General features: G+C 39.7%; 27 protein-coding genes. 9 read left to right on the top strand and 18 right to left on the bottom strand.

Annotated features, from left to right (window positions below; translation table 11 throughout):
• Positions 1 to 12 precede the first annotated feature (12 nt).
• Positions 13 to 1,095: a 3-phosphoserine/phosphohydroxythreonine transaminase gene (gene serC / locus K7887_RS06240; RefSeq protein ID WP_223492681.1), complete on the top strand. Its 1,083-nt coding sequence runs from the start codon at positions 13 to 15 to the stop codon at positions 1,093 to 1,095.
• 123 nt (positions 1,096 to 1,218) lie between these two features.
• Positions 1,219 to 1,743 (top strand): tryptophan transporter, encoded by a 525-nt coding sequence (locus K7887_RS06235; protein ID WP_223492680.1) that lies wholly within the window; start codon positions 1,219 to 1,221, stop codon positions 1,741 to 1,743.
• 56 nt (positions 1,744 to 1,799) lie between these two features.
• Here the strand turns inward: K7887_RS06235 and K7887_RS06230 are convergent, their stop codons facing one another.
• A complete protein-coding gene (locus K7887_RS06230; protein ID WP_223492679.1) occupies positions 1,800 to 1,991 on the bottom strand; it encodes a membrane protein YhzF in 192 nt (63 codons plus the stop codon).
• A gap of 249 nt (positions 1,992 to 2,240) precedes the next feature.
• Here K7887_RS06230 and K7887_RS06225 point away from each other — a divergent pair, with 249 nt between their 5' ends.
• Entirely contained in the window at positions 2,241 to 2,606 is a 366-nt protein-coding gene (locus tag K7887_RS06225; RefSeq protein WP_223492678.1) for a YtxH domain-containing protein, read from the top strand.
• A 93-nt stretch (positions 2,607 to 2,699) separates the two neighbouring features.
• Positions 2,700 to 3,299, top strand: a complete 600-nt coding sequence (locus tag K7887_RS06220) for an HTH-type transcriptional regulator Hpr (RefSeq protein WP_223492677.1) — start codon at positions 2,700 to 2,702, stop codon at positions 3,297 to 3,299.
• Here the strand turns inward: K7887_RS06220 and K7887_RS06215 are convergent.
• Positions 3,286 to 3,582, bottom strand: coding sequence for a DUF1878 family protein (locus K7887_RS06215; RefSeq protein WP_263290339.1), 297 nt, complete (start codon positions 3,580 to 3,582; stop codon positions 3,286 to 3,288). The genes K7887_RS06220 and K7887_RS06215 overlap by 14 nt on opposite strands.
• A 248-nt stretch (positions 3,583 to 3,830) precedes the next feature.
• Between K7887_RS06215 and K7887_RS06210 the strand changes: the two genes are divergently transcribed.
• On the top strand, positions 3,831 to 4,385 hold the full coding sequence (locus K7887_RS06210; RefSeq protein ID WP_223492675.1) for a DUF3267 domain-containing protein: 555 nt from the start codon (positions 3,831 to 3,833) through the stop codon (positions 4,383 to 4,385).
• Positions 4,386 to 4,534: 149 nt separating this feature from the next.
• Positions 4,535 to 4,726, top strand: coding sequence for a hypothetical protein (locus K7887_RS06205; protein WP_010192281.1), 192 nt, complete (start codon positions 4,535 to 4,537; stop codon positions 4,724 to 4,726).
• Between the two features lie 88 nt (positions 4,727 to 4,814).
• Here K7887_RS06205 and K7887_RS06200 read toward each other — a convergent pair whose 3' ends face one another.
• Both K7887_RS06200 and K7887_RS06195 read right to left on the bottom strand, forming a co-directional pair.
• Positions 4,815 to 4,904: a YjcZ family sporulation protein gene (locus K7887_RS06200; RefSeq protein WP_223492674.1), complete on the bottom strand. Its 90-nt coding sequence runs from the start codon at positions 4,902 to 4,904 to the stop codon at positions 4,815 to 4,817.
• A gap of 31 nt (positions 4,905 to 4,935) precedes the next feature.
• Positions 4,936 to 5,022 (bottom strand): YjcZ family sporulation protein, encoded by an 87-nt coding sequence (locus K7887_RS06195; protein WP_063561705.1) that lies wholly within the window; start codon positions 5,020 to 5,022, stop codon positions 4,936 to 4,938.
• A 727-nt stretch (positions 5,023 to 5,749) separates the two neighbouring features.
• Here K7887_RS06195 and K7887_RS06190 point away from each other — a divergent pair.
• A complete protein-coding gene (locus K7887_RS06190) occupies positions 5,750 to 6,637 on the top strand; it encodes a peptidylprolyl isomerase (protein WP_223492673.1) in 888 nt (295 codons plus the stop codon).
• A gap of 28 nt (positions 6,638 to 6,665) precedes the next feature.
• Here K7887_RS06190 and K7887_RS06185 read toward each other — a convergent pair whose 3' ends face one another.
• From K7887_RS06185 to K7887_RS06155, 7 genes are all read right to left on the bottom strand, one after another.
• On the bottom strand, positions 6,666 to 6,839 hold the full coding sequence (locus K7887_RS06185) for a sporulation YhaL family protein (protein WP_010198295.1): 174 nt from the start codon (positions 6,837 to 6,839) through the stop codon (positions 6,666 to 6,668).
• Positions 6,840 to 6,909: 70 nt separating this feature from the next.
• Positions 6,910 to 7,854, bottom strand: a complete 945-nt coding sequence (gene yhaM / locus K7887_RS06180) for a 3'-5' exoribonuclease YhaM (RefSeq protein WP_223492672.1) — start codon at positions 7,852 to 7,854, stop codon at positions 6,910 to 6,912.
• A 207-nt stretch (positions 7,855 to 8,061) separates the two neighbouring features.
• Positions 8,062 to 9,279: an MFS transporter gene (locus tag K7887_RS06175; RefSeq protein WP_223492671.1), complete on the bottom strand. Its 1,218-nt coding sequence runs from the start codon at positions 9,277 to 9,279 to the stop codon at positions 8,062 to 8,064.
• Positions 9,280 to 9,362: 83 nt separating this feature from the next.
• Positions 9,363 to 12,395: an ATP-binding protein gene (locus tag K7887_RS06170; RefSeq protein WP_223492670.1), complete on the bottom strand. Its 3,033-nt coding sequence runs from the start codon at positions 12,393 to 12,395 to the stop codon at positions 9,363 to 9,365.
• A gap of 5 nt (positions 12,396 to 12,400) precedes the next feature.
• A complete protein-coding gene (locus K7887_RS06165; RefSeq protein WP_223492669.1) occupies positions 12,401 to 13,633 on the bottom strand; it encodes a metallophosphoesterase family protein in 1,233 nt (410 codons plus the stop codon).
• A 130-nt stretch (positions 13,634 to 13,763) separates the two neighbouring features.
• Positions 13,764 to 15,020 (bottom strand): ABC transporter permease, encoded by a 1,257-nt coding sequence (locus tag K7887_RS06160; protein ID WP_223492668.1) that lies wholly within the window; start codon positions 15,018 to 15,020, stop codon positions 13,764 to 13,766.
• Positions 15,013 to 15,915 (bottom strand): ABC transporter ATP-binding protein, encoded by a 903-nt coding sequence (locus tag K7887_RS06155; RefSeq protein ID WP_223492667.1) that lies wholly within the window; start codon positions 15,913 to 15,915, stop codon positions 15,013 to 15,015. Before K7887_RS06155 ends, K7887_RS06160 begins: the two co-directional genes overlap by 8 nt.
• 142 nt (positions 15,916 to 16,057) lie before the next feature.
• Here K7887_RS06155 and K7887_RS06150 point away from each other — a divergent pair, with 142 nt between their 5' ends.
• Entirely contained in the window at positions 16,058 to 16,243 is a 186-nt protein-coding gene (locus tag K7887_RS06150; RefSeq protein ID WP_223492666.1) for a YhzD family protein, read from the top strand.
• A gap of 25 nt (positions 16,244 to 16,268) precedes the next feature.
• Here the strand turns inward: K7887_RS06150 and K7887_RS06145 are convergent, their stop codons facing one another.
• From K7887_RS06145 to K7887_RS06115, 7 genes are all read right to left on the bottom strand, one after another.
• Positions 16,269 to 16,934 (bottom strand): TVP38/TMEM64 family protein, encoded by a 666-nt coding sequence (locus K7887_RS06145; RefSeq protein ID WP_223492665.1) that lies wholly within the window; start codon positions 16,932 to 16,934, stop codon positions 16,269 to 16,271.
• A 180-nt stretch (positions 16,935 to 17,114) separates the two neighbouring features.
• A complete protein-coding gene (locus K7887_RS06140) occupies positions 17,115 to 17,888 on the bottom strand; it encodes an enoyl-CoA hydratase (protein WP_223492664.1) in 774 nt (257 codons plus the stop codon).
• 91 nt (positions 17,889 to 17,979) lie between these two features.
• Positions 17,980 to 18,357 carry a MaoC/PaaZ C-terminal domain-containing protein gene (locus tag K7887_RS06135; RefSeq protein ID WP_223492663.1) on the bottom strand — a complete coding sequence of 126 codons (378 nt, stop codon included), beginning with the start codon at positions 18,355 to 18,357 and terminating at the stop codon, positions 17,980 to 17,982.
• Positions 18,358 to 18,474: 117 nt separating this feature from the next.
• Positions 18,475 to 19,962, bottom strand: a complete 1,488-nt coding sequence (locus tag K7887_RS06130; RefSeq protein ID WP_223492662.1) for a coproporphyrinogen III oxidase — start codon at positions 19,960 to 19,962, stop codon at positions 18,475 to 18,477.
• A 422-nt stretch (positions 19,963 to 20,384) separates the two neighbouring features.
• Positions 20,385 to 21,245: a Cof-type HAD-IIB family hydrolase gene (locus tag K7887_RS06125; protein WP_010198469.1), complete on the bottom strand. Its 861-nt coding sequence runs from the start codon at positions 21,243 to 21,245 to the stop codon at positions 20,385 to 20,387.
• Positions 21,246 to 21,407: 162 nt separating this feature from the next.
• The gene (locus K7887_RS06120) at positions 21,408 to 21,767 is read right to left on the bottom strand and encodes a YlbF/YmcA family competence regulator (RefSeq protein ID WP_223492661.1); all 360 of its coding nucleotides are present in this window, start codon (positions 21,765 to 21,767) and stop codon (positions 21,408 to 21,410) included.
• Positions 21,768 to 22,071: 304 nt separating this feature from the next.
• Entirely contained in the window at positions 22,072 to 23,205 is a 1,134-nt protein-coding gene (locus K7887_RS06115) for a DUF445 domain-containing protein (RefSeq protein WP_223492660.1), read from the bottom strand.
• Positions 23,206 to 23,322: 117 nt separating this feature from the next.
• Here K7887_RS06115 and K7887_RS06110 point away from each other — a divergent pair, with 117 nt between their 5' ends.
• A complete protein-coding gene (locus K7887_RS06110) occupies positions 23,323 to 24,699 on the top strand; it encodes a YheC/YheD family endospore coat-associated protein (RefSeq protein ID WP_223492659.1) in 1,377 nt (458 codons plus the stop codon).

Genomic DNA, 24,699 nt, shown 5'->3' with positions numbered 1-24,699 from the left:
GAGGGTAATAGGATGAAGCGTATATATAATTTTAATGCAGGGCCGGCAGCACTTCCTAAACAAGTGCTACAACGTGCACAAGAGGAATTATTGGATTTCCAAGATACTGGTATGTCTGTCATGGAGTTAAGTCATCGGAGCAAAGAATACGAAAAGGTCCATCAGAAAGCAGCTACACTTTTACAAGAGCTTTTGCAGATCCCAGATGAATATGACATTCTCTTCATGCAAGGTGGTGCAAGCCTGCAATTCTCAGCCATCCCTTTGAACTTTCTCCCCTCAGGTAAGACAGCTAATTATAGCTTGTCCGGCTCATGGTCCGAAAAAGCATTAAAGGAAGCACAAAAAATTGGCTCGACCCATATTGCTTCAACAAGCAAGGAATCAGGTTACTCTCAGATTCCTTCTCAATTGTCACTCTCATCAGACGCAGCTTATTTGCATATTACGAGCAACAACACCATTTTTGGAACGCAATGGTGGGAATTCCCATCCACTCCTTCGTACATACCATTAATTGCAGATATGTCGAGTGATATCTTAAGCAGATCAATAAATATAGAAGACTTCTCCCTTATCTATGCAGGCGCCCAGAAAAACCTTGGTCCTTCTGGTGTAACCGTCGTGATTATTAAAAAGGAACTGCTGGAACAATGTCCTAGTACTATCCCGACGATGCTGAATTACCAAACACATGCTAAAAACAGATCCCTATACAATACCCCACCTACCTTTTCGATTTATATGCTTGCTCTTGTATTAGAGTGGGTAGCAGAACAAGGGGGCGTTGAAGCTATAGAAAGGATAAACCGGGAGAAAGCAGAACTCCTGTATGAAACCATTGATCGAAGTGAAGGGTTTTATATTGGTCATGCCGAAAAAGATGCCAGGTCGCACATGAATGTCACATTCAATCTTCCTTCTGACGAGCTTACATCTATTTTTCTAACTCAGGCGAAAGAGAAAGGTTTTGTCGGCCTTGGAGGTCACAGAATGGTTGGAGGCTGCAGAGCTTCTATTTATAATGCCGTACCTTTGGAATCCTGTCAGGCATTAGCGGAATTCATGAAAAGCTTCCAAGCCAAATATAGGTAAAGACAAGCTTTCCTCTTTTCAAAAGGGGGAAAGTTTTATATACTAGTATCTATTAATTCGCATTAGACAACGAGTGTACTAATGGAGTTAAAAAAGACCAGATTAGTTGAGGAGAGATGAGAAATGAATACAAAGACTTTAGTATCACTAGCTTTATTAGTAGGAATAGGTGCTGTTCTGCACACTGTTGTACCGGGGGTAATTCTCGGTATGAAGCCAGACTTAGCTTTAACGATGATGTTTTTAGGTATCATGCTGTTTCCAGAAAAGAAAAATGTATTACTATTAGGTGTCGTAACAGGATTAATCTCCGCCATGACAACCACTTTTCCAGCCGGTCAGATTCCGAACATCATTGATAAGCCGATTACAGCATTTTTGTTCTTCTTCCTGCTTCTTGCATTGAAGAAACTGGACAAACCACTTGTTAAAGCAGGAATCTTAACCGTTATCGGCACCCTTATTTCAGGAGCGATTTTCCTTACAAGCGCCCTGACACTTGTAGGATTGCCAGGCGGAGAATCCTTTGCATTCTTTTTCGCAACCGCCGTTCTACCGGCTGTCGTATTGAATGCAATAGTAATGATTATTATCTATCCGATTGTAACGAGCATTGCCAAACGCTCAAATCTAATACCTGCAACATAATCCAGAGGGCAAATTCCAAGTTAGGAATTTGCCCTCTTCCTATTATAAAAATGAAATTATAAAGCCCAAGTCACTATTATCGCTAGTAAAAACATGACCCCACCAGCACCTCCAACAGCTACAGCCCTCTGCTGCAACACTCTCCTCGGCGGATATACCCCTGCCCGTTGCGCGGCCAAAAAGTAATTTCCGCCACCAAACAACATTACGATACTTATGATGAATAACAAAGATGTTATACCTGCCACTAAGCCCGCCCCCTTTGTACCATAAATATGCCGCTCTCTCTTTTCTTATGAAACAAGTATACTTAGCTAAAGTTTCGATTAAATATAAACGTGTTATTTGGAAACAATAAAGCATAAGACAGTAACTTCTCAACGGTTCGTCCAGAAAAGTATTCAGCAAAAAAAGGATTTTTTTAATAAATGTTGAATTATATAATAATCTTAGGGTATTGAACTATATTCACATAACTTTATAGAGGAGTGATTACTATGAATGGGAAATCATTCATTTACGGAGTTTTAATAGGCGGAACAATTGCCGGTGTCTCCGCACTGCTTACAACTGCAGAATCTGGAGCATCCAGAAGAGCGAAAATAAAGTCAACGGCTCAATCTATTCAGCTGACGATTGAAGATTTGAAACAAGAGGCTATTCATATTAAGGATCAAGTAACACAAGCTATGGAAGAGGGAAAAGCAACAGTCGGAAATATTGCAGAAGAGATTAAGGATTCAGTGGATCTTTGGCAAAATTCGATCAAACCTCATCAAGAATCCATTCAACAAAACATTGCAAACCTACAGGAAGAATTAGAAAATCTAGAAAAAAAGTTAGCAAAAAACACCGCTGAATAAAAAATTTTAATTTTTTGTAAATTTAGACCTTTATTAATTTTTATTTTATTGTCATAATAGATAGTAATATATTAGAAAAAAGTAGGTGAGTTTGTGAATACACAGAATGGACAGTATTCATTAAAAGAAGCTATGCTCTTCAGCCAACGTGTTGCCCAGCTGAGTAAAGCACTTTGGAAGACCATCGAGAAAGATTGGCAACAATGGATAAAACCATATGACCTAAATATCAACGAGCACCATATTCTATGGATTGCTTATCATTTAAAAGGTGCCAGTATTTCAGAGATTGCCAAGTTTGGAGTTATGCATGTATCCACTGCGTTCAACTTTTCTAAGAAATTGGAAGAAAGAGAACTTCTTCGTTTTTCTAAAAAGGAAAATGATAAGCGAAACACGTATATTGAACTAACAGAAAAAGGCGAACAGATTCTTTTAGAATTGATGGAAACCTATGATCCTAGTAAAAACTCCGTATTTAACGGGGCTTTGCCGATGCATGACTTATATGGAAAGTTCCCCGAGCTGTTGGACATCATGTGCGTGATACGTAATGTTTACGGGGAAGATTTTATGCAAATATTTGAGCGTTCCTTTAATAATATTGAAGAGGATTTTGTTGAGGTAGACGGGAAGCTTTCCAAAAAGGATGAAGTGCTTGAAGAAAAAAATGAAAGCGTTACTTCTTCTTGATAAGCTTTTGGAATGCATCCATCAACGGGACATAATGCCCTTGTGTCCGTAAGGCGGCAATTGTCTCCTCCAAAGGAAGGTCTGGAGGTAGTGCTTGTCTGAACTGTATAAGAAGCGGAGAGAATGTAACAAATCCTTCCGCTTTTTGTTTTTCCATCTCCTTGCTCAACTCTTCACATAAATGATATAGTGCCTCAACATCTCTCCTGCTCAATTTACCTCTCATGATCAAGTAATCCCAAGGATATTTTGAACGGTCCATTTGTTTTAATAATAGTTCCATGTAGAACTCCAAGTTTGCAAGTCTTTCTTCCACTTTACTCAGTCCTCACTGTTGCAAATTCTTATAGCAAGTCTCAAAGGATTTCCTCACTTTTCTACTTATTTTACAACAATTCCTTACACTTACCAATATTTAGATGGATACATAGAAAAATAAATTACATTCACCTATTGATTTTTCCATTAAAAAAGCTTACATTAATTTAGTAATTTTGATTACGACTAGCAATTACGGTAGGTGACGCAACTATGAACTGTTGGAAATCCATTGATATTTCGAGACAATATGGACTCCATCGCATAACACTTATTTCGTTTATCATCACTTTACTTTCGTTTATTGTATTCTTTCTGTCTTTTAGCCTTATGTACCATGACACAGCTGTCTCATCTGCCAATTTCGGATGGTTCATCCTTGGCCTTCTGGGAATGTTCACTATGCACAAACTATGTCATGTTCTTCCGCTAATCGCCACAAAAAACCAAGTAAAACTTAAATGGAAACTTAAGTGCTATATGCCTTATATGAAAATAAAAACAAAGAAGCCTTTTACAAAAATCCAATCTTATGCTGTTTTACTGGCTCCTTTTGCCATTATTACTACAGCATGCATCTTACTTGCACATATTTTCCCAAGCTACTATCATTACTTTTCCATGCTTGCGGCGGTAAATCTTGGTCTATGCATGCCAGATTTCCTATATATTAAACTTATCCAACGTGCTCCAAGCAAATGCCAAATTGAAGAATTGGAAAACGGTTATGATATCTTAATAGTTAATGAGAAAGAAATAGCGTCCTAGAAAATTTTCATAATTTCAGGATGCTTTTTCATTTTTTTGTAAAAGATTCGGACTATCACAGTATCTTTTTCTCATAAACTTTGGTAAGGTAGAAGGCATAAGTATATATTCCGCAGTTAGTTTAAAGCAAGCCACAAAGGAGGGATCTTATGGCTATCGCATTTCTATTTGTTTGGGTGGCTGTATTTATACTCTTCTACATAAACAAATTAACGAATGCTTTATGCGTTCAGAAGGAAATACCGGAGGATCGTCAACCGAAAGTTTTCCGAACCATAAATGTACTTATTACCATTCTATTAATTTCTTCTTATGTAGATATCTTGCTAAGCTCCAAATAATAAATCAGCACCACAAAAAACACCTTCCATGTAAACATGGAAGGTGTTTTTGTGGAGCAAGGGCATTGCCTAAACTCCAAGGTCTAGCTTAGTATAACCAAGCTGCACCTACGATTACTAACAGGATAAATAATACTACGATTAACGCAAATCCGCCGCCGGAATGTCCACCTGACATTTTAGTTCCTCCTTTTTAATTAAAAATGTATTTAGTACAACCAAGCTGCACCTACGATTACCAACAAGATAAACAATACTACGATTAACGCGAAGCCACCTGCATACGCATTACCCATCTTAGTAACACCTCCTTTATGAGTTGTTACGATATCTTATGCAACAATTTCTTAGGAGGCATAGGCGTTTATCCTGCCTCTAAGGTTTTTTACATGAAATCCTGGGACAACAAAGTGTGTTGATGTTTTCATGATTCCATTTATCATATGTAAAAGGTTAAAAATTGGAATGGACGATTACCCATTTTTTTAAAAAAGCTACCTTAAGAAAAAGTATAAAATAGTAGTTAGTGGTTAATAGCCGCTGTTCCTTTCCGCAAATAGCTTCGCTTTCCGCCGGACGGTGCTTGAGCCTCCTCGCTGCGCTGTGGGGTCTCAACCTACCGTTACTCCCCCGCTGGAGTCTACGCCATTTACTCCAATTCACAGCTAAAAATCACATAAATGATACGTTAATGCTTATTCAGTTAACTCGGTAGGTATTATTTTAAAACCCTTCAATGAATGAAGTCACCTTGTTGATTGGAGTGGAAGGCGCGCAGACGCCCGCGGGAGGAAGGGACAGTGAGACCCCGGAAGGCGAAGCCTGAGGAGGCTCACGGACCGCCCGCAGGCAAGCGAAGCGCCTGGAACGGAAATCAACCGTATTTTATAATTTCTTATCTTTTTAAGTATTCTTATAACACGTAAATGCCTCCCTTAAAGTATTGTCAAATAATTTCATTAAATTTGGAGAATATGCTATAGTATTGATTGGAACGTTTTACTACATATGGGAGTGACTTAAATGAAAAAATGGATGATTGCCTTAGGTGCAACCGCTTCAATTCTTGCACTGTCTGCCTGTAACAATGACAAAGCCGATAATTCTGAGGTGATTGCTGAAACCTCTGCTGGTAACATTACACAGGACGAGCTATATGAAGCCATGAAGGACCGTTTTGGCGAAGAGGTTCTTCGGGAGTTGGTATATGAAAAAGTCTTAAGTGAAAAATACGAGGTTACAGATGAAGAAGTACAAGAACGATTAGACGAATTGAAACAACAACTTGGACCTCAATTTGATTCTGCAATGGCTCAGAGCGGTTTCAAAAATGAAGAACAGCTAAGCCAAACTTTGCGCATCTCCATGCTGCAAGAAAAAGCAGCAATGGAAAGTGTGGAAGTTACAGACGAGGAAATTCAGGAATATTATGATGAGATGAAACCTGAGATACGTGCAAGCCACATTCTTGTAGCAGACGAAGAAACAGCGGATGAAGTGAAGAAGAAGCTTGATGAGGGTGCTGATTTTGCGGAACTTGCAACAGAATATTCAACAGACCCAGGTTCAGCCCAAAATGGCGGAGATCTTGACTGGTTCGGAGCTGGTGCCATGCTGCCAGAATTCGAAGAGGCAGCTTACAGCCTGGAAGTAAACGAGATCAGCGAGCCTGTAGAAAGCATGTACGGCTTCCATATTATCAAAGTAACAGATAAGAAGGATAAAGAACCTTTTGAAGACATGAAAGCGGAATTAAAAGAAGAAGTTCGCTTATCCAAGGTGAACGAGGAAGCCGCCGTTGACACAGCTGTACAAAAAGAGTTGGACAACGCCAATATAAAAGTGAAGGATTCCAACCTCAAAAATACATTTGAAAAAGAAACAGAAGATGAAACTGAAGAACAAAGCTAAAAAGGAAGCGGATCCCCGCTTCCTTTTTCTATACGTTTACAACCTGTTTCTTCTCTCTTTCCTCTTGAATCCTATCCATATAAACTTGTCCTTCTTTTTCAATGATTGCTTCTTCTACCTCTTTTTCTTCCTTTGCAGACCTTAACGTCATATATGCACTGAAAACAATTCCGATAACGATTAACAGCATCCACCATGGCATAAATAAGCCCCCCTTCTCTTACATATGTGCTACTAATTTATACTTATGATAGAGTATGGGGGGCTATTACTTAATTATGAAAAGTAGGTTTATAGAAGTTTCTGTTGTCCATCGCAAATATTCTTTCCGTGTACTCTCCAGGTTTAACACGTTCTAGTGCACGGTCTAGCATATTCATTTTCGCATCGATATTATCAATATAATGGAGAATTTCCGCTTCCTTGATAAGTGGCAGTTTCGGGCTGCCCCATTCCAGTTTACCATGATGACTTAGAACCAAGTGTTGAAGAACCATGATTTCTTCCCCTTCAATACCAAGCTCCTCTGCCGCTTTTCCAATTTCATTTACCATAATGGAAATATGGCCAATTAAGTTTCCTTCAATCGTATAACTAGTAGATACAGGTCCGGACAGTTCAGTTACCTTACCTAAGTCATGAAGGATGACTCCTGCATAGAGAAGGTCTTTATCCAGTGAAGGATATAAGTTGGCAATGGCTTTAGCAAGGTCTAGCATGCAGACGACATGATAGGCCAAACCAGATACAAATTCGTGGTGATTCTTTGTTGCTGCTGGATATTGTAAAAATTCATTTTGATGCTTTTTCAGCAGGTGTCTTGTGATTCTCTGTATATTGGGATTCTTCATTTCAAAGATAGCCTGTGTTATTTTATCCATCATCTGTTCTTGGCTTAATGGCGCCGTTTCAATCAGATCAGAGACATTGACGTTCTCATGGTCTTCCTTTGGCTTTATTTTGCGGATTTTCAATTGATTACGGCCACGATAATGGTGGATGTCTCCTAGTACTCTTACAATGCTTTGTGGTGTGTAGAGCTCTTCATCGTCTGTAGAAGCGTCCCACAGTTTTGCTTCTATTTCACCGCTTTTGTCTTGAAATATTAAAGTCAGGAAAGGTTTACCGTTGCTGGCTATTCCTTTTGTTGCTGTTTTGATTAATAAGTGAACGTCTACTTGTTCTCCCACTTCAAAGTGGAGGATACCTTTTTTCATCTGTTCCTTCCCCCTGTCGTTTTGATCCTTTTATCGCTTTTCTTGGACGACGCAGTTGATTTCCGCAAAAGGCTTCGCTTTCCTAGGGGCGCTGCTGGAGCCTCCTCGGCTTCGCCTGCGGGGTCTCCACCTAGCGCTATCTCCCTCAGGAGTCTTCGCCTTTTGCTCCAATCAACTGCTATGAACAACAATAACTAAATGTTTTTTCTATGAAGATACTTCTATTTTATGGGCTCTTTTGGAGATCCAAAGTTTGGTGACGATTAGTCCAAATAGCATGATACATGCTCCGAATAGATATGGAATATGTATGTTTATCTCGAAGAAGATACCTGCCAATATTGGACCTGCCACATTCCCCAAGCTTAAGAATGAATTATTGAGCCCCATGACAAGGCCCTGTCTGTTCCCTGCAAGTTTAGATATGAACGAATTTAAAGATGGTCTTAACAAAGAATTACCTAAGAAGAATATGCAGGTAGTTAATAGTACGGTTGTAAAGCTTGTAGCCAGTGTCATTAGAACGAAACCGAATGAACTGATTAAGAGGGCACTTGTAACCACTCTTTCTTCCCCAAACCGTTTAGTCATCCTGCCAACCAGAACGCCTTGGACAACAGTTCCCACCAAGCCGACAATCAAGATGATTGATCCTACTTCACTTGGGTTATAGTTGTATCGTTCCATCGTGTAGTAGCCAAAAATGGATTGGAAATTAGCCAATCCGAAACTCATGATGAATACAAGAATCAGCAAAAAACCTACTGGACTTTTGAGAGCCTTATACATCGTTACAAATTGATTGTCCCTTTTTTCTCCTACTGAAGCTTGAGCATCCATTTCTCTTTTATGCTTTGGATATGATTCCGGCAATATAAATACGGAAAGTATTCCCGCTATGGTTGCTGCCACACCTGCCACTAAAAATGGCAGAGACAGGTCATATTCGGCAAGCCAGCCACCAAGTCCAGGACCTACAACGATACCAAGGCCCATCGCAGCACCCATTATCCCCATGCCTTGACCTCTTTTTTCGGAAGAAGTGACATCAGAAACATAAGCCATTGCAGTCGGCATAAGTGCTGAGCCAAAGGTACCCGCCAATATCCGAGAAAGAAAGAGCATCCATAGGCCGCTTGCGTATGCAAAAATAAACTCGGCGATAGCAAAACCGAAAAGCCCGATTGTTATCAGAGGCTTTCTTCCAATTTTATCGGAGAGCCTCCCCCATAAAGGGGCAAAAAGGAATTGCATAAATGCAAACACGGCAACAAGCAAACCTAATGTTCTTGCGTCCGCTCCAAACTTATCGATATAAAACGGTAGAATTGGAATAACCAACCCAATTCCTACCATGACGATAAATAGATTAAAGCTCAATAGTATCAATGGTGCTCTATTATTTTTTATCACACTTTCACTCATTTTCTTTATCCTTTCAACATGCTTCTCTATATCTCTCTAAGCATAGCACTTGTCTATTCCTTTCGGCAATGGATGAACCAAATTCATCGCTTGATGGTTGCTTCTCCTACCTTCATTGTGTCAAAAGAGAAAATCTGGTTGTTTGGTTCACTCGCCAATTTATCTTTAATATGTTGATGACAAGTGAAGAAAAGGAATTGATAACCTTGGAGTGCAAGTTTGTTTATCAACTTAGTAGCTAAATTTGTTCTATGGTGATCGAAATTGACAAAACTGTCATCCATCAAGAATGGTAGTTTTTGTTCGTCACTCCATACTTGAGCAACTGCAACACGAATGGATATATACAGCTGCTCAACCGTTGCCTGACTTAATTCCTTAGGTTCAAATTTAGTTCCGTCTGCATGCTGGACCATAAGCGTTCTTTCATTGTGCGCATCTAGTAACCTTACATAATTACCTTTTGTAAGAAAACGAAAGTTGTCAGAAGCATATTTAAGTACTTTTGGGAGCTTCACTGTCCGGTAATAATCCATCGTTTTTCCTAGTAGATGGGATGCAGTGGCATGGATAGCCCATTTTCTTGCATGGTCCTGTAACTTGCTTTTAGATAATTCGAATTGTTGCACAGCCTCAGAGTATGTTCCGGCTTCCTCCAAGAGACGAATGGTTTCTTTTGTTGCCGTCCTATTTTCAACGAGCTGACTCTGTTTTTCTTTAATGGACTTAAGGGCTTCTTCCAGCTCAGCCTTCTCTGAATGCCACGTATCCATCGGCTTGCTTTTTGTAAAACTCAGCTGATAGGAATTCTCCATTTGAGCCAACTGACTTTTAAGGAGGGATATCTCCTTCTCAAGCTCAGATTTTTCTATATTCTCTTGGTTCTTTTGACGAAAAGATTCCTCATCCTCCACTTCAGCTTGTTCATACAGACGCTGAATCTGCTTTTGGGCATTATGTTCATGTTGGGACAATCCAATTATTTCTTCTTTCAATTCGTCTATTAGTTCTTGGATCCGTTGTTTCCTTTTCTTTTTTTCCATGTTTTCTTCCACACCGACACGTAATTGTGTGATCACTTCTTCAAGGGATAAACTCGTATCAATTTCAATATTTCCTTCTATAAGAGGATCTAACTTATTCTTAAACGTTTCCACTACTTTTTGAAAGTGTTTTTGTCTTTCCACTAGTTCTTTTTTATCTGAAATAGCACCTTTTAATTGAACCACTTTGTCATAGGCTTCCTCCATAAAGGGAGGCGAGATTTGTTCAAGTGAAAGGGATGAGGTCCAATTATGCCAATTATCTTGAAAGGCAAAATTCTTTCCTTCCCACTCTTCAAATTGCTGAATAATTCTATTGTATGTTCGATCGCATTGGGAAAGGAGAAGTTGTTCTTTCTGCAGAAGCTGCACTACTTGTTCGTTCTTCGCCAGAGCTTTTTGATACTCTTCCACTTTCCCGAAAGTATCAGTGGAATATAGTTTTCCTCTTAATAATTCCATCTTGCTTTCCATCTCTTCTTTTTCCATCAATAGCTCATTGCTACTACTAGTATGTTTAGTTTTCCTACTAAACATAAAAGAAAGGATTGAAAAAAAGATTATACATAGCAGAGAAGCTATAAGCTGGCTTTGCACATAAAAATAAGTGGCACCGGCAATTCCAATAAAAAGACTGGTAACTGCGATTTGTTTACTTTTTTTCATCTCATTTTGGTTATTCTTTTTCTGAGCATCCAACTGCTTTTCCAACTGTTTTAGAAGTTGCTCAGTGAGATGGACTTCTTTATGTAACGTGTCCTTACTTTCTACTTCAACCAGTTCCTTCATTTTTATTACTTCATGGTTTGGAAGCTGATCTTGTTCAAGATCTTTCACCCGTTCTTCTTGAGCCTCAAGTTCCTCTTTTGCCAGTTGGAACTGTTCATCTAATCGCTGTTTCTGGATGTGAAGTTCATGATGGTCTTTTAAAAGTCCCCGCAAAGATCCTTTTGATGCCAAGCTGGTATGTAGTGCTTCTAACTCCTGATCTGTTTTGTCATGCCATTCAAGATCTTGCTTCCACCCTTCCATGCGCTTTTCCAACTGCGCTATTTCAGTAGTTAGCAGGGACAATTGATCTTTTGTCTGTTGATAGGTCGGCATTAACTTTACTAGACCTTTTATTGATTCCTCTTTTTCAAGAATCTCTTCATTTACCCTTATTTTCCCTATTTCCCACTCTTTTTCATGTAAATCTTTTTCCACTTTTTCAAGTTTTGATTGATAGAATACTGCTTCTGTCTGCCATTTTTCCAATCTTGACAAACCATCATGGGGAAACGATTCGATGTTTCCAAAGTCCGCTATTTGTAATTGAAGCATCTCTAATCTATTTACTAATGGTTGAATGGTGAGCATTGCTTCTGTTTCTTTTATACTTTTCTCTATATCTTCTTTAGTAAATTGTGTTTCCTCTAATGCTTTATCATATTGATCTAAATCCTTCTGCAAGCGGTCATATTGCCCCATTTTTTCTTTCCATTGCAGAACATTTCGTTCTTCCTCTTTTAAGGATGTTAACAATTGATTGATGACTGGCTTCCTGCCGTTTGGCTTAAAGCGCTCTTCCTGTTCTTTTGTTAACTCTCGTGATAATTTATGCAGTTGTTCACTCCCCATAAGTCCTGAAGAGAACAAATAACTGCCAAGTTGCTCAGAATCTATCAGCTGCAGATTTTGGATGTCCATAATATTAAAGGAGAAGATACCCTTATACATCGTCTTATCAAGGCCGCCTAATACATCGTTCAAATCGCAGGGATTGCCACGCTCATCTTGAACAGTAACATCACCAGAGGATCTCCCTGCCACTCGTTCAATGGTTATTTTTCTTTGATCATCCGTTTCTATTACCAGCTTCCCACCGTATTTAAAGCCTTTTTTAGGAACATAGCGCAGATCTTGTTGATTTTTTGCAGGAAATCCAAAAAGAATGGCTTGAATGAAGGCCATAATAGTAGATTTTCCTGCTTCATTTTCTCCGTAAATCACTTGGATGCTTGGTGATAGATTTTCCATTACCACGTTCTCTAGTTTTCCAAATCCATAGATATGTAAGCTCGTAATTTTCAACCTATTCACCTCTTCTCGCTTTCCAAGAATTTAGTGACTAGCCATTGTTCCGCTTCTTCCACTATCGCTTTCTGTTCTTCCTCATCCCAGGTGTCCAAATAGCGGCTTGCTTCAGAATGACGTAATAAAGGAGTCAATGCTTCTTTCACGTCGATTTGCTCAACCATGGAGAAAAAGTCTTTATAAAAAGTTTTATCTTGCAAGTCTTGTTTTGAATAAGATAGAGCGGTTTGCACACGCAGCGAATATACGTAAACAAATGAAAACTTATTCTCTTCTCCCTCATTTAGAATAAGTCGAAGTTCTTCCTGATGACTTTCATCTTGGAGAAAACCATGCAGATCTCCGTTACCTGTAAAAGTAAGTCGAAGTAGTTTCCCCTTCCCTTCTAACCTTATGGCCTCCAATGAATGTTTTGTTTCCTCCATAAGGTGGTCCACCGTTTGTATTTCGTTGATAGAAATCTCAAGTTCTTGCCAATGTATGATGGATGTTTCTATATATTTAAGCTCAGGCATACCATCTTCCGAGAGTTCAACCAGATAACAGCCTTTGTCGCCTTGTTCCTTTTTGTGACGTCCTTGGATATTTCCCGGATAGACGATTGGAGGATAATGGTGTAGGATTTCACGTTTATGTATATGGCCAAGCGCCCAATAATGAAATTCTTTGTCAAGAAGATCAGGTATGGAAAATGGTGCATACGGATCATGCTCTTCCCGTCCAGAGAGATTGCCATGCAGCATCCCGATGTGAAAAGGTACCTTAGCATTTTCTTTTTGATAATAACCTGTCATGTTTGCTGTTATATGCCTTCGCTTATAACTGAAACCGTATATGCAGGCTAACTCTTCTTCGTCTTTTAAATATATCTTACAATCCACTTCTTCCGTAAATATATGTACATTATCCGGGTATGTAAAAAGTGTGTGGTCATCTGTAAGGTAATCATGATTTCCATGGATGATATACACTTGGATTCCGGCTTCGTTCAATCGCATGAATTCTTTTCTTAGTGTCGCTTGGGCAATTAGGCTTCTTTGTTCTAGATCAAAGAGATCTCCTGCCAATAAAATAAAATTCACTTGATAATGGATAGCAGTGTTTATTAGTGTTGTTAGAGATTGGAATGTGCTTTTTCTAACCATGTTAAATATCTGTTGGGGAAGATGGCTAAGTCCTTTAAATGGACTGTCTAAATGTAGATCTGCAGCATGCAGGAAACGAATTTTTTTCAATCTGGATTCACCCTCTTCTCTCATCGTCTTTTCCTTATTTTATCACGAATGAAATACGAATGCACGTTCGGTATGGGTGTATAACAATAAAAAAACATGCGGGACTTTTGGAAAAGTCCCACATGCTACTTTACTTGTCTTTAGTCAATTGCAAAGCTTTCTTTATATCTTTTAAAGAAGATGATTTACCGTACATCAAGACTCCTCCACGGTACACTTTTGCTCCAAACATGGCCAGTAACACAATGGTTGCTACCAAAAGGCCAATGGAAAGACTGATTTCCCAGATCGGTACATTCAACATTCCCACACGTAAGAACATGATCATAGGTGCAAAGAACGGAATAAATGACGTTACTTGAATGAAAGAATTATCTGGGTTACCTAGTCCGAACATAGAAATCATAAATCCTGCCACTATTAATAGAGTCATTGGCATGATCATTTGCTGGATTTCTTCTATCCTACTAACAAGGGACCCTAAGAATGCGGCAAACGTTGCATAAAGGAAGTAGCCTAGCAAGAAGAAGACGATGGCGTACACAAATGTTGCTACAGGCAGATCGCCTACACCGAAAAATTCAAATACTCCCCCAGCTTCTGTCATGCCTTCAAGATTTCTGCTCAATGATGAATACCCGACAATGATCCAGAATGCCAGTTGGGTTAAACTTAATAGCGCTATTCCAAGGATTTTACCGAACATATGCATGATTGGGGAGGCAGACGAAATCAGTATTTCCATAACACGAGAAGATTTCTCTACTGCCACTTCAGTCGCAATCATACTAGCATATAGAATGACGGAAAAATAGATAACAAACAGTAAAACGTATACCAATCCACGTGCCTGGTTCAATTCTTCTGCAGATTTTGCAGATTCTTCTAATGCTACCACATCAAAATTAATAGGCGTATAAAGTTGAGCGATTTCTTCTTGAGATAATCCAAGTTGACTTGTTGCCAGCTCATTTTTAACCTGCTGAAGCATCACTTCCACTTGTGTCATCGTTTCTGAATCAGTGATGGAGGCAGCTTTGTACACGCCTGATGGCAGACCGTTTTGATCTGTTGATAAGACGAGAAGCCCGTCATAATCTCCTTCTGTTACTTTACTTTCAGCTTCTGACTCATTTGATACTATCTCAAGGTTCAAGTTGCTGTTAAGATTCGTTGCCAGTTGCTGTTCTAACAGTGGAACAATAGCCCCTTCTTCATCTAAAACTGCCACGACTTTGTCTTCCTCTTTGTCAAAAACATCAATAATGGATTGAATGTTTGTAACACCGACAATGAGTAATGTTGTTATCAGAGTGGAAATAATGAAGGATTTAGATTTCAGCTTGCTCATATAGGTATGCATTAAGATAATCAAAAATTTATTCATGGTAAGAAGCACCTACCTTTTCTATGAAGATATCATTTAAGGATGGCTCTTCCAAGATAAACTTCCGGATATAGCCTTTACCAGTGATTTGTTGCAGTAATGTCTGGGATACATCTTCATCTTCCACTTGAAGAATCATACCTTCCGCTGTCTGCTTTGTTTTGGTAACTCCTGCTACATTGGATAAATACCCTAAATCAAAATCAGCATGGATGATGACATTCTTTTTCCCAAACGAACGCTTAATGTCCCTAAGCGACCCATGCACAACAGGTTGACCATGATGCATTATGCATAAATGCTCACAAAGTTCTTCTACATGCTCCATCCGATGACTGGAAAAAACGATGGATGTTCCTTGCTTTTTCAAATCCACTACCGCTTCTTTTAAAAGTTCTACATTTAGCGGATCCAAGCCGCTGAAAGGTTCATCTAGGATGAGCAATTTCGGGTTGTGAATGGTTGATGCGATAAACTGGATTTTTTGTTGATTTCCTTTTGAGAGCTCTTCTACTTTTTTGTTGAGATACTGTGGTACCTTGAAGCGCTCCAACCAATAGTCCAATTGCTTTAAAATTTCCGTCTTCTCCATTCCTCGTAATCTGCCCAAATAAATCATCTGGTCCTTAACCGTCAATTTCGGATAAAGCCCTCTTTCTTCCGGCAAATATCCCACCAGGTGACTTTCTCTATATGTAATTGGTTTTCCTGCCCAAGAAACCTTCCCTTCTGTAGGTTCCAATAATCCAAGGACCATTCTGAAAGTAGTTGTTTTTCCTGCTCCATTTGCTCCTAAAAACCCAAACATTTCACTTTCAGGTATTTCAAGGGTCAAATTATTGACTGCCACATGCTTGCCAAACCTTTTGGTTACACCATCTATCTGTAATGCCATGACGTTATCCCTCCTATGTTTTACAGTAACCTATACGATTGAAAATCTAAATAGTTTCATAGTACTTTTACATTTCAAGAAACTTTTAGTAAAATAGAAACAATGAATGGATATTCATTTTACAGACACGGAGGGGACACTGATGGGGAAATATACGTTAACAGTCTTTAGTAAAAGCGGAGAAACATTACTTGATGAAAGTTTTGAAGCCGCAACCGAAAAAGAAGCAAAAACATTGGGAGAAAAGAGATTAGAAGAACTAAATTACCTTGACACTACACACCGTTGCACTAACGCAAGCGGGAAACTAGTTTTATTCCACAGATAACGAATAAACGCATGGAGATAAAGGGTTACATCTCCATGCGTTTTCTGTTCCAATATCTATGGAAAGCAAATGTGATAAAGAAAACAATTCCCATTATCACAGAGCAACATAATAGCAACTGTGTAGACGTTAAGTCCAGAAATTTTGCCAAAGAAACCGAATACGCAAGCACAAAAGAAGTCAAAAGTTTAGACAAGGTCGCTATTACAAAGAACCTTTTAAACGAGACAGCTCCAATGCCCGCCCCGACACAAATGATTTCATCAGGTAGAACAGGAATTATAAATAAGAGTGCAAGAATGACCGTCTCATTTTTCCTAACATATTCTTGATATCTTTTTAAATGTTTTTCTTTTACCAGTTTAGAAGCCACTTTCATACCGCCATACCTTGCAATGAAGAACATAATGATTATGCCTGTCAATGTTCCCGAAAAACCAAGATAGAACGAAGCGGATGCCCCAAAAGCCACGCTCCCGGCCGGAATGGTCACCGCCTCCGGAAGTGGTAAAAAGATTGGTTGAGACAAACACAGCAAGAAAAAGAGTAATTGAGCAATAGAACCATATTCTAATAGTAAATTTTCCAGTCCTTTGTACTCTACAATCATCATGAATTTACTTATATAATAAACCAGTAGTACGAATAGTAAGAGTGCTGTTACCGTGATCGTTTTTTTGCTCGTTTTCATTATATGCACACTTACCACTCCGTCTTTTCTTTGTTGATATTTAGTATAAGTGGATTTCTTCTTATTGGTAATGTGCCGGAGGATTATCTGAATGTACGACTGTAGGCTTAGAAGACGTTGTTGTAGGGAGTTGTCGTTAAAATACAAAAGCTGCCCCATTATAGGAGCAGCTTTTCATGTTCACATTCCATTAAATTGCGGTTTTCTTTTCTCAACAAATGCACGAATTCCTTCTCTATGGTCTTGAGACACCCTCATTCTACGCTGTGCATTCTTTTCCAACTCTAGAATTTGTTCCAGGCGTGGCAAGGATTGCTTCGTGTAGATCAACTTCGTTTCCAACATCGCTTGCAAAGGAGCATGAAGAAGAGCTGCAACCCTTTTGGAAATTTCCTCTTCCAACTGATCTCCAGCCAAACTATCAATTAGACCTAATCCATGGGCTTCTTCTGTAGAAATCGTTTTACCTTCCCAAATCATCTGTTTAGCTTTCGCTTCTCCAAGACGTTTTTCCATGAAGAAGTGGCCACCACCATCTGGGATTAGACCGATCTTGATGAAATTCATAGCAAGTTTTGTAGAAGTGTGAGCAACAACAAAATCGCTGGCAAGTGCAAAACTTAAGCCCAGACCGGCAGCTGCACCATGAAGAGCACTGATAGTCACTTTTGGCATCGTGTAAAATTTAGTGACAATCGAACCAATCGTATCCATCACCTGGTCGAAGTCTCCGCCTACATTTTCTTGGAGCATCATCTTAATGTCTCCACCGGCACTGAACGCATTCCCGCTTCCTTTGACAACAAGCACTTTGACATCCTCATTTTTTGATACTTCATCCAAAACACGTTCTAATTCCACCAACATCTCCACGTTCATAGCATTTAACGCCTCAGGTCTATTAAGCTCCAAAACCACAACCGGCCCCTGATTCAACACCTTAACCGTACTCATACAAGCACACCCTTTCTTGTCTTTAATTAGTTTGAGTTTTCAGAAATATTAAAGTTCTGTGCGGGGTCAGACCCCCGCAGGAATTTCTCTCTTAATCTCGAATAATACCTTTACTGCTGCCTAGGAGGACTTGTTTGCCTTTTTGGTTGGTGTAGATGGAGGTGACTTGGACTTGTTTGTAGCCTTCTTGTTGTTGGACATCGGTGAGGGTAGCTTCACAGGTGATGGTGTCGCCTGTAAAGACGGGACGAAGGAATTCCATGTTCATTTCTCTTGCGATATAATTCATGTCTCCTCCTATTTTGGTGCCAATACTTGCAGTCAACAGGCCATGTACCATTAGCCTGCCGTGTTCATCTTTTTCCACATGATGCCTGCCTTGATCACCTGAAACCTCTCCAAATTGAAGGATTTCTTCCACAGTAAATGTTCTGGAATAAGTCAGTACTTCACCTGTTTCAAGCTTCATCCCATTTCCCCCCTATAAGATATATATCTAGTATAATATGAAAGCGCTTATAAATGAATGATTATTCACTCATTTAATAAAAATAAAAAACGAGGATTTTTTATCCCCGCCATTTTGTTAGTTTCTAGATGAAAAGAGTTCTTCCAAAATCCTAATCTTTTCATCCGTATAATGTTCAAAACCATCATTGTAAGACTTAGGATCTTTTGGATTGGCAAAGCGAGTAATCTTCCCTGTTTCAGGGTGAACAAACTTACTTGATGCCCCACATCCAAGTCCAATGATTGTCTGTTTCTCTTCCATGATCATGATGTTATAGATGCTGTCCTGGCCTGGCAATGCATATCCTACATTCTCCAGATTGCCTAAGATATTTTTCTGGCGATATAGATAATACGGTACATAGTTGTGGTTAGTGGTCCACTCCGTCGCCATATCCATCATCTTGCCAATCTCGTAGCGATCTGCCACCTTGTAGCGATTCTTATTCTGTGTCATTTCCGAAGCTCGTTTGAAGGACAATGTATGAACCGTCAATGATTCCGGCATCAGCTTTTCCGTCTCTTCTAGTGTATGGGTGAACTCTCCCACTCCTTCACCAGGCAAGCCAATGATCAGGTCCATATTAATATTATTCATACCCATTTCACGCGCAAGGTGGAACTTATCAATGGTTTCCTCCACAGTATGATGACGGCCGATCGCTTTCAACGTTTCTTGTGTATATGATTGCGGGTTAATACTGATGCGGTCAATATTCCACTTTTTCAACACTTCAAGCTTTTCAGGCGTAATCGTATCCGGACGACCAGCTTCCACTGTTACTTCGCGAACTTTTTCCATGTCAGGGAAGGAGGCATACATCTGCTCGTAAAGCATGTCCATTTCTTCTGCCGTGATACTTGTCGGGGTGCCCCCACCATAATAAACAGTAGTAATCTTAATTCCTTTTTCCTTCAACCAGGCACCGATAGCATCGATTTCATGGTGCAGACCGCCAAGGAAGGAGTCCACCTTCCCCTGCTTTCCATTGATCGCATAGGCAGGGAATGTACAATACGCACATTTAGTCGGGCAAAACGGAATCCCTATGTAAATGCTGACTTCATTGCCTAAATCATGAAGATCAGGCACAACATCTAGCTGACGATCTACAATCTGCTGCATCAACGCTATCTTTTCGTCTGTAATTAAATAATCTTCTCGCAGCTGTTGGTGGACCTTTTCTTTCGGTTCCCCATTTTGAAGCTTAGAGTGAAGAAGTTTCGTTGGACGAATTCCCGTTAAAATCCCCCACTTCTGAATAATTCCCGTATGGTCTTGCAAGAGAGTCAAATAAACATAGGACACGGCTTGTTTTTTACGACGAAAACTTTCTTTTTCATCTGAATCGCCCAATTCTTTCTCATGGGAACAAAACAGTTCGCCGAGTTGTCCACTTACAATAAACGTGGAGTTTTTCTCTTCCACCTCGAACGTTACATTTAACTCAGAGGAGCCATCTTCCCCAAGCACCACTTCTGTTTCTTCAAAAAATAAATCCGCAATCAATGATAACGGACGCTGATATCTATCATCATGTAATCCTTTTATAGCAATCTTCAAGTTAATCACCTTTCACACTTGCCTTGTTGTTCAGCAAGATTTTTCACTCCCACTAGTGTAACGGATGTAGCCGATGCATATCAAGATAATACCGTTGGAAAATAGGGAGACACCTTTGACTATTTTAATGAAATTTCATTTTTACCAAAGTCTTCATATTGACGATGAGGACCTCTATACTCCTTTTTCTTCGCCAGCAAGGTCTTCATAACGGCGATGAAGACCTCTCTCTTCCTTTTTCTTCGTCAGCAAGGTCTTCATAACGGCAATGAGGACCTCTTTCCTCCTTTTTACTCGTCACTGAGGTCTTCATCCAAACGAACAAGAATGATCCTGAAGTCGATTCCAGCATTCCATTATTTTATAACTTCCTGGTAAACAAAAAAAGACAAACTCCACTTACAGAGTCTGCCTCTTCCCTACTATATTTTCATTTTATTTAAAAACGCAATGCGTTGCTGTTTACGGAAGTGTTCTTTAATCATATAGGCTACTCCGTTTTCATCATTTGTCCGAGTAATCCAGTCGGCAGCAAGCTTCACTTCTTTTGGGGCATTCCCCATTGCTACGCCGAGTCCGGCCACTTCAATGATTGGCAGGTCTTCCATCGTATCACCAATAACCACCATTTCTTGCGGAGGAATTTTCAGTACTTCACCAAGAGTTAACAAACCGTCCATCTTTGTTCCACCGTCAGGTAATATATCCACTTTCCCGTCAGCATGAACAAGGATTTCTATCCCTTCAAACGCGGATTTCAAGGTTTTCAATACTCTTTCTCTCTCTTCTGGCTCTGTAAAATAAACCTCTATCTTCGGTGGTGCGATTGGATTGTCAATTAACGTATCCCCTAAAGATTCTACAAATTGCATCGGGTAGATTAATGGATCACTAGAACCAAGTACTGCTCTAGCCATCAAGTTGTTAGCGCCTCGCAGTCTGTTTCCGATTGAATATCTTTCATGCAAAATCCTAACTGTACAATCATAATTTTCAAGCACTTGCACAAGATTGAATGTCTTATCCTCTGACAGACGCTTTACATGAAGAGGTTGCTCCAGTTTAGAGGCAATAAATGAACCTCCATGCGTTACTAAAAACGTATCAAGTTTCAAAGATTTAGCCACTTTCTTAGCAAAAGCGAAGTTTCGGCCGGTCACAAGTGTTACATAGACTCCCTTGTTTTTCACATACTCTATCGCTTCTTTCGTTTCCTTTGCCAATCTTCCATTTGATTTCAATAGCGTTCCATCTATATTGATGGCGAGCAGGCGGTATATCATGGAGAGACCTCCTTATCTAAGATGTTTGTACTTATTGATATGAGTATGAGGAAATTAAGGGAATTAGAACATAGGGAGCTTCAGGTAGAGAAAAAATGAGAAAGAAAAAAACGCATCTTCATTCAGATACGTTTTTCCTGACAAGCGTCTTTCCACCAATTATTAGTTAGCGGAATCTACGTTGCTATATAATTCTTCCAGAGGTTTCATGATGATTTTATTTAGTTCGCTTACCATCATGCTCATGCGTTGTTCTGCTTCCATAAGTTTTGCGATGGATTCATTTTGTTGAACAACTGCAACTGTTTGTTGAGCTTGTTCTACTTCTTCTTGTGTGATTTCTTGTCCGCTCATTTGTTTTTGTTGAAGTTCCAGTTGAATGTTGCGGAAGTTTTCGAACATATTTTTTGTTGTTTCGTCAGCGAATACCTCTTTATATAAAGTTTGTAAGTTTTTGAACTCATCACTTTCTTTTACTGCTGTTTCTAGGTTGTACGCTACATCGTATACGTTGTTTGCCATTTGTACGTCATTCCTTCCTTTTTTGCCCATCTTTCAGGCATGCTAGTGACCAGTATAACAAACATGCCAGAGTCATTCAAACCATATGGGGGATTCTATATTACTCCTGTAGATTTCCGTTTCAGGTATTCGCTTTCCGCGGGACGGTGCTTGAGCCTCCTCACTTCGTTGTGGGGTCTCAAGCTACCGTTATCCCCCGCAGGACTAGGAATGCTTCGACAGCGATACATCGCACGAAGAAAATGCGTTAGCATTTTCAAGGAGTCTCATACCTTCCACTTCAATCTACAGGGAAAACTCTCTCTTAAAGTATCAGCACTAGTAATCCTTGTAGTAGTCCTATTAGGCCTCCGAGGAGGGCTCCGAGGTAGGTGATTAGTTTTAGTTCGCGACGGGAGACGGAGAGGACCATTTCTTCCACTTCTTGCAGGGAGAAGGATTCGACCTGATCTCGCACCACTTCCTCGAGCTTTAATCTAACAAGCAGTTCCTCCAATTTCTCCAGCAAGAGTTCGCTGCCTGTGGAGAATGCGGAAGGAATTAATTTATCCATCATCCATGGATAGATAGGTTCTATCGCTTCCTTCACCGTTTTGTTCATCCATTTTGGAACGTTCACTGTGCGTTCTACTACTGTATGAAGAGAGGTAAGAATTGCTTCTCTGGAGATTTTATTTTCCAGATCCTGTACCTCCATCTCCTTCAGTTTATTCCATTCGCGGTACAGAACATTAATTAACACATCTTTTGTACCATCATGTTTGAGAAATTTAATAATTTCCGGCTGCACTTTATCGACTAAAGGATAGTTGCCCATAAACATTTGCACAGCACTTCCCAGTTTGCCTCGTGTTGCGATAAAGTCGTTGATCATTTTGGATAACTGCCTTTTCCCTTCCACATTTTCAAAATGGTTGATTGCTTTATTCAGGATGAATTCCGAAACTGCAGGAATATTGCTCTCTACAGAATGCAGCAAATTCATCGGCAAGACCTGTTGAATAGGTTTTGAGCGCAATTGTGTCATTACCTCTTCATATTTACTCTCCACGATTTGATGCAAATTTTCTTGAAAAAGGGTTTCTGCGTCCTCTATCCCAAACTTCATAAGTACTTCTTGGACACTGATTCCTTTATCAAGGTATCGGTCCACTTCTTCCTTTATCCATTGTTCGGACTTTTCCTTAAAAGAGCTGTTCATTAATCTTCTTTTCATGCTTTCTGCAGTCAATAGATGCTCCATCACCAATTTTCCGAGTTGGTCTGCAAGTTCAGACCTTCTTTTTGGTATCAATCCAGGTGTAAAAGGAACACGTTTTCCAAAGATATAAATAGGGTTATATGGTCTGAACAGCATTCGAATGGCAAGGGAATTGGTAACCCCTCCAATCAAGGCGCCAATCGCCATCATCACAACAATAACAAACAAGATATCCATCTATTGTCAACCTCTTTCTAATCACCGATTTATCTGCATTTCAATACTATAAATTGTGGGGCGAAATCCCCTGTTTCTCCTAAACTGCCTAACCTTAGACAAAAATGAGGGAAAAACATGAATTTTCTAGCAGCAAGAGTAATACCTATTGAAAATAATACACCTGTACCAATTATACAAATAAGTGAAGCTTTAGCAAAAAAATTAAAGCTTCCAGAACATATATCTTTAATTACCATTCAATGCAGCCGGAATACAATGACTTGTAATATCGTAACTATCAATATAGAAGAAAACCTGTTAAAAATGGACCGAACCATCCAGAAATCCTTGTTACTTTTTGAAGACGAACGAACATACCTCATTACGTACAACAGGGACTCCAACACACTCCATATTGGACCTGTGATTGCACTCCTCACTGAAATTGGAATGAAGGATGAAGAATGTATCGACCTTAAGTCTATTGAAGAGTATTGCATGGAGCTCGCCAACTATTCTGACGATATCGGCATTATTTTCTATGTTTTCTTGCTTCACGATCATTGGAAAGAAAAACATATCGAAGGATACTACCTGGAGAACAATAACTGGAACAAAGCATTGCTTCCTTATCCTCAAGTTGTGCATAACCGTCTCCATAAACGTACGAACGAGAAGAGTGAAATGTTTCGTGAATTCACCGAACAATTGCAAGAATGGGAGATTCCTTACTTTAATGATCATTTTCTTAATAAATGGACCGTGCATGAACAACTTGTGAATGCTGGCCACTTGACCCCTTATTTGCCGGAGACAGCGCTCTTTTCTGCCAAACGACTGGAATCATGGTTAGAAACTCACTCTACGCTTTTTTTGAAACCTATCAATGGCAGTCAGGGAAAACAGATATTTAAAGTGTGCAAAACAGAAGAAGGATACTCACTGGCTTACTCTTCCCTTCAACAACAAGTATCCCAAACATACAGCAGTATTACTGATTTGTACAAGCGACTTTCTCCTGAAATAAAAAAAAGGCAATATATTCTTCAGCAAGGGCTAGATCTTCTTCACCTGGACGGGAGGCCGGTGGATTTCCGCTATTTGTGTCATCGTACCGAAAATAATCGTTGGCAGGTCACCTCCTCTACCGCGAGAGCTTCCAAAAGCGGGTCGTTCGTCTCGAATCTTGCCCAGGGAGGAGAAATGCTCTCTGTCCAACATGTACTTCGAACGAAATTTGACACTAGAGAACTTCCTCAAATCCGTAAACTGTTGAAGGAATTGGCTCTTGAAGTGGCAAACGAAATCGGTGCTGCCTCAGAAGGGGTTTTTGGAGAATTGGGCATTGACCTTGCTATTGATACCTCTGGCCATCCTTGGATCATTGAGGTAAATACAAAACCATCCAAGAATTTAGATCAACCTGTAAACACAAGGAGCATCCGACCTTCTGCCAAGGCTGTCATCATCTACTGTTTATACCTGATACACGAACACGTAAAGGAGAGATAA

The sequence above is a fragment of the Sutcliffiella horikoshii genome, from assembly GCF_019931755.1.
GTDB lineage: Bacteria > Bacillota > Bacilli > Bacillales > Bacillaceae_I > Sutcliffiella_A > Sutcliffiella_A horikoshii_E.
This window is presented reverse-complemented; position numbering and strand designations above follow the sequence as displayed.

What these genes read in the sequence shown, in the direction of transcription:
- serC (WP_223492681.1), top strand. Translation starts at nt 13, where the DNA reads ATGAAGCGTATATATAATTTTAATGCAGGGCCGGCAGCACTTCCTAAA.
- K7887_RS06235 (WP_223492680.1), top strand. Translation starts at nt 1,219, where the DNA reads ATGAATACAAAGACTTTAGTATCACTAGCTTTATTAGTAGGAATAGGT.
- K7887_RS06225 (WP_223492678.1), top strand. Translation starts at nt 2,241, where the DNA reads ATGAATGGGAAATCATTCATTTACGGAGTTTTAATAGGCGGAACAATT.
- K7887_RS06215 (WP_263290339.1), bottom strand. Translation starts at nt 3,582, where the DNA reads ATGGAACTATTATTAAAACAAATGGACCGTTCAAAATATCCTTGGGAT.
- K7887_RS06210 (WP_223492675.1), top strand. Translation starts at nt 3,831, where the DNA reads ATGAACTGTTGGAAATCCATTGATATTTCGAGACAATATGGACTCCAT.
- K7887_RS06205 (WP_010192281.1), top strand. Translation starts at nt 4,535, where the DNA reads ATGGCTATCGCATTTCTATTTGTTTGGGTGGCTGTATTTATACTCTTC.
- K7887_RS06200 (WP_223492674.1), bottom strand. Translation starts at nt 4,904, where the DNA reads ATGTCAGGTGGACATTCCGGCGGCGGATTTGCGTTAATCGTAGTATTA.
- K7887_RS06195 (WP_063561705.1), bottom strand. Translation starts at nt 5,022, where the DNA reads ATGGGTAATGCGTATGCAGGTGGCTTCGCGTTAATCGTAGTATTGTTT.
- K7887_RS06190 (WP_223492673.1), top strand. Translation starts at nt 5,750, where the DNA reads ATGAAAAAATGGATGATTGCCTTAGGTGCAACCGCTTCAATTCTTGCA.
- K7887_RS06185 (WP_010198295.1), bottom strand. Translation starts at nt 6,839, where the DNA reads ATGCCATGGTGGATGCTGTTAATCGTTATCGGAATTGTTTTCAGTGCA.
- yhaM (WP_223492672.1), bottom strand. Translation starts at nt 7,854, where the DNA reads ATGAAAAAAGGTATCCTCCACTTTGAAGTGGGAGAACAAGTAGACGTT.
- K7887_RS06175 (WP_223492671.1), bottom strand. Translation starts at nt 9,279, where the DNA reads ATGAGTGAAAGTGTGATAAAAAATAATAGAGCACCATTGATACTATTG.
- K7887_RS06160 (WP_223492668.1), bottom strand. Translation starts at nt 15,020, where the DNA reads ATGAATAAATTTTTGATTATCTTAATGCATACCTATATGAGCAAGCTG.
- K7887_RS06155 (WP_223492667.1), bottom strand. Translation starts at nt 15,915, where the DNA reads ATGGCATTACAGATAGATGGTGTAACCAAAAGGTTTGGCAAGCATGTG.
- K7887_RS06150 (WP_223492666.1), top strand. Translation starts at nt 16,058, where the DNA reads ATGGGGAAATATACGTTAACAGTCTTTAGTAAAAGCGGAGAAACATTA.
- K7887_RS06145 (WP_223492665.1), bottom strand. Translation starts at nt 16,934, where the DNA reads ATGAAAACGAGCAAAAAAACGATCACGGTAACAGCACTCTTACTATTC.
- K7887_RS06140 (WP_223492664.1), bottom strand. Translation starts at nt 17,888, where the DNA reads ATGAGTACGGTTAAGGTGTTGAATCAGGGGCCGGTTGTGGTTTTGGAG.
- K7887_RS06135 (WP_223492663.1), bottom strand. Translation starts at nt 18,357, where the DNA reads ATGAAGCTTGAAACAGGTGAAGTACTGACTTATTCCAGAACATTTACT.
- K7887_RS06125 (WP_010198469.1), bottom strand. Translation starts at nt 21,245, where the DNA reads ATGATATACCGCCTGCTCGCCATCAATATAGATGGAACGCTATTGAAA.
- K7887_RS06120 (WP_223492661.1), bottom strand. Translation starts at nt 21,767, where the DNA reads ATGGCAAACAACGTATACGATGTAGCGTACAACCTAGAAACAGCAGTA.
- K7887_RS06115 (WP_223492660.1), bottom strand. Translation starts at nt 23,205, where the DNA reads ATGGATATCTTGTTTGTTATTGTTGTGATGATGGCGATTGGCGCCTTG.
- K7887_RS06110 (WP_223492659.1), top strand. Translation starts at nt 23,323, where the DNA reads ATGAATTTTCTAGCAGCAAGAGTAATACCTATTGAAAATAATACACCT.